Raw genomic sequence first — 3512 nt, 5'->3', positions numbered from 1 at the left:
GGCATGCTCCCCGCGCTCCGCCCCCGGGCGTGCGTCCCGGTGCCCGCTCCCGTCCGCTCGCGAGTTCTCCATGTCGCTCGACCTCCCGGCCCTCGCCACGCCGCACCCCTCCCCGCGCACTTACCGTAGCGGCGCGAACACGGCATGGGGGCCGGGTTCGGACGAACTGGTCGGGTCACCCGATCGGACCCGTCACCGGGCGCACCCGTCCCTACGCGCCCGGCGTCCCCGGCATGGACACCGCCTCCGCTTTTGCCATGACCACCGTGGCCGCCCCGGGGCCCGGCCACAGCCGCCCCCCGCTGTTCGGACGGGGCCCCCGACCCGTTCCCGTGCCTGGGCGGACGCGTCGAACAGCGAGGGCCGACGCCCCGCCGCCCGTCGCGCGCCGGAGTCCGCCGCCACCGGCGCACGGCCTCCGGTGGGGCGCTTCGGGAGGCGCACGCCGCGCACGCCTCCGGGGGCGCGCTCGTCAACAGCGCCCGGGTGACCCTCACCGGCCGACCGGTGACGCGGGCCGCGTCTGAGGACGCGTCAGCCGCGCGGCCGTACGCGGGGGCCGCCGCCGTACGGGACGTACGCACCCCCTGACGCCTCCCGGAGTACCCCGAACGTCCCGAACGCCCCTGGACGTCCCGGGCATCCCCGGACATCCCCGAACGTCCCGTGAACGCCGAAACCCCCGCCGACCAGGTCGGCGGGGGTTTCGATACCAGTGGGACTGGTAGGCCGTGTGGGACTCGAACCCACAACCAATGGATTAAAAGTCCACTGCTCTGCCAATTGAGCTAACGGCCCGCACCCGCAGCATAGCCCGGCCGACCGCGTTATCCCGAGTCGTTATGGCCGACTCATCGGTCGCGCGCGGGAAAGCAGTGGGGCCCGTACGGCGTGAATGCGCCGTACGGACCCCAAATCACCTGCGGTTATCAGCCGTTGCGACGCCAGCGCGGCTTGTCGTCGCGGCGGCCGAAGGAGGAGCCGGTGCCACCGCGGTGGTCGTCACGACGGCCGGCGGGACGGTCGCCGCCGGAGCGGAAGCCACCGTGCGAGGGACGGTCGTCACGACGGTCGCGGTTGAACGGACGGTCGCCGCCACCGGAACGGAAGCCGGAGGACGGACGGTCGTCACGGCGGAAGCCACCCGAGGGGCGGTCGTCGCGACGGAAACCACTGGAGGGGCGGTCGTCGCGACGGAAGCCGGAGGACGGACGGTCATCGCGGCGGAAGCCACCCGAGGGGCGGTCGTCACGGCGGAAACCACCGCGGTCCTCGCGACGGTCGTCACGACGGAAACCACCCGACGGGCGGTCGTCACGGCGGTCGTCACGACGCTCGTCGCGGCGGAAGCCACCGGACGGACGGTCGTCACGACGGAAGCCGCCACGCTCGTCGCGACGGTCGTCACGACGGAAACCGCCGGAGGGGCGCTCGTCACGACGCTCGTCGCGGCGGAAGCCACCCGAGGGGCGGTCGTCACGGCGGAAACCACCGCGGTCCTCGCGACGGTCGTCACGGCGGAAGCCGCCACGGTCGTCACGGCGGTCGTCGCGACGCTCGAAGTTGCCGCGCTCGTCACGACGCTCGTGGGCCGGGGCCTGGGCCGGAACGGCCGCGGCGGCCTCCTCGGCCTTGAGCTCCTCGGCGGCGGCCTCGGCAGCGGCGGCGACGGCGGTCTCCGGGTCCTCACCGCGCTCGCGGGCGGCACGCGCCAGCAGGCGGTCGGCCTCCTCGCGGAGCTCGGTGGCGCGGCGCTGGACGCGCTCCAGCTGACGGTTCAGGTCCTTGAGCTCGCGCTCGGCCTGCTTGGCGGCGTTGGCCGCGGAGTCGGCCTGCACCTCGGTGAGCGAGCGGGCGCCCGTGATGCGGGCGACGTCCTCGTCGAAGGCGCCGGCGCCGCCGACGATGTGGCGCGAGGCGTCGACGCCCGCGTCCTCCATCAGGCGGAAGATCTGCTTGCGCTGGTGCGGCAGGGCGAGGGAGACGACCGTGCCGGACTGGCCCGCGCGGGCCGTACGGCCGGAACGGTGCAGGTAGTCCTTGTGGTCACCGGCCGGGTCGACGTTCAGCACCAGGTCGATGCCGTCGACGTGGATGCCGCGCGCGGCGACGTCGGTGGCGACGAGGACGTTGACGTGACCGCCCTTGAAGTCCTCCAGGACGCGGGTGCGCGCGCCCTGGGTCATGCCGCCGTGCAGCGCGTCGGCGCGCACACCGGCGTCGAGCAGCTGCTCGGCCACGCGGTCGGCGCCCAGCTGGGTGCGGACGAAGATGATGGTGCGGCCCTTGCGGGCGGCGATGGCGGCGGTGACCGGGGCCTTGTCCTTCGGCTTCACGACGAGGACGTGGTGGGTCATCGTGGTGACGGCGCCGGCGGAGGGGTCGACCTCGTGCGTGACCGGGTCCACCAGGTAGCGCTTGACCAGGGTGTCGATCTCGTTCTCGAGCGTGGCGGAGAACAGCAGGCGCTGACCGCCGGTCGGCACCTGGTCGAGGATCTCGGTGACCTCGGGCAGGAAGCCCATGTCGGCCATCTGGTCGGCCTCGTCGAGGACGGCGACCTTGACGTCCTCCAGCGAGGCGGCACCGCGGTTGATGATGTCGCGCAGGCGGCCCGGGGTGGCGACGAGGATGTCGACACCGCGCTCCAGGGCGTAGATCTGGTTGCCCATGGACGTACCGCCGCAGACGACCTTCATCTTCAGGCCGAGGACGTCGCCGTACGGCTGAAGGGCGTCGGCGACCTGCATCGCCAGCTCACGGGTCGGGGTGAGGATCAGACCGCGGGGGCGCTTCTTCGCGGTGTGGCCGTCGGCCAGGAGCGACAGCAGCGGCAGACCGAAGGAGAGCGTCTTGCCGGAGCCGGTGCGGCCACGGCCGAGGATGTCCTTGCCCGCCAGCGCGTCCGGGATGGTCGCGGCCTGGATCGGGAAGGGGGTCGTCACACCGTTCTGCGCGAGCTTGCGGACGATGCCCTCGTCCAGCCCGAGGTCGGCGAAGGTGATCTGCGGCTCGGCGGCCTCGGGGGCCTCCGCCGTCACATCGGTGTCGGTGGTGTCGGTGGTGTCGGCGTCGGTGTCGGCGTCGATGGTCTCGACGGCAGCGACGGTCTCGATCGTCTCGGCAGCCTCGGTCACGACGATCTCGTCGTTCTCGGGCATGACGGTCTGCTCAGAGGAAATGGACATGCGAAATGCGAAACCTTCCGGAGTTTCGGCACGCGCCCAAGCTCCGTGTCGGCTTCACAAATGACCGCCTCGATGCGGTCAGCCACGGCAAGGTAAGGAACGCGCCACACGGCGCGCGTATCTCGGGCGCCGGGCAAATGGGATCAAACGATCTACCACCATACGCACCCCACACCCCCGAGCGCAAGCCGCACCCGGATGGCCTAGGCCACAGGACCGGCCTGCGGGCCCGGCTGGGGCGCGGGCGGCGGCGAGGACGTGGGCGGCGGGCTGGTCTGCGGCTGGGTCGCCGGGCTGGTCGGAGGCTTCGGGGGCGCCTGGGTG

General features: G+C 72.7%; 1 protein-coding gene and 1 tRNA gene. Both read right to left on the bottom strand.

Annotation, left to right across the window (positions count from 1 at the left end; all coding sequences use genetic code 11):
• Positions 1-722: 722 nt before the first annotated feature.
• Positions 723-798: transfer RNA gene (locus tag K6I34_RS33820), tRNA-Lys, on the bottom strand.
• 131 nt (positions 799-929) lie between these two features.
• A complete protein-coding gene (locus K6I34_RS33815; protein WP_229331866.1) occupies positions 930-3188 on the bottom strand; it encodes a DEAD/DEAH box helicase in 2259 nt (752 codons plus the stop codon).
• Positions 3189-3512 lie beyond the last annotated feature (324 nt).

The sequence above is a fragment of the Streptomyces sp. UNOC14_S4 genome (assembly GCF_020740835.1).
GTDB lineage: Bacteria > Actinomycetota > Actinomycetes > Streptomycetales > Streptomycetaceae > Streptomyces.
The sequence above is the reverse complement of the archived record's forward strand: the minus strand, read 5'-3'. Positions and strand labels throughout refer to the sequence as shown.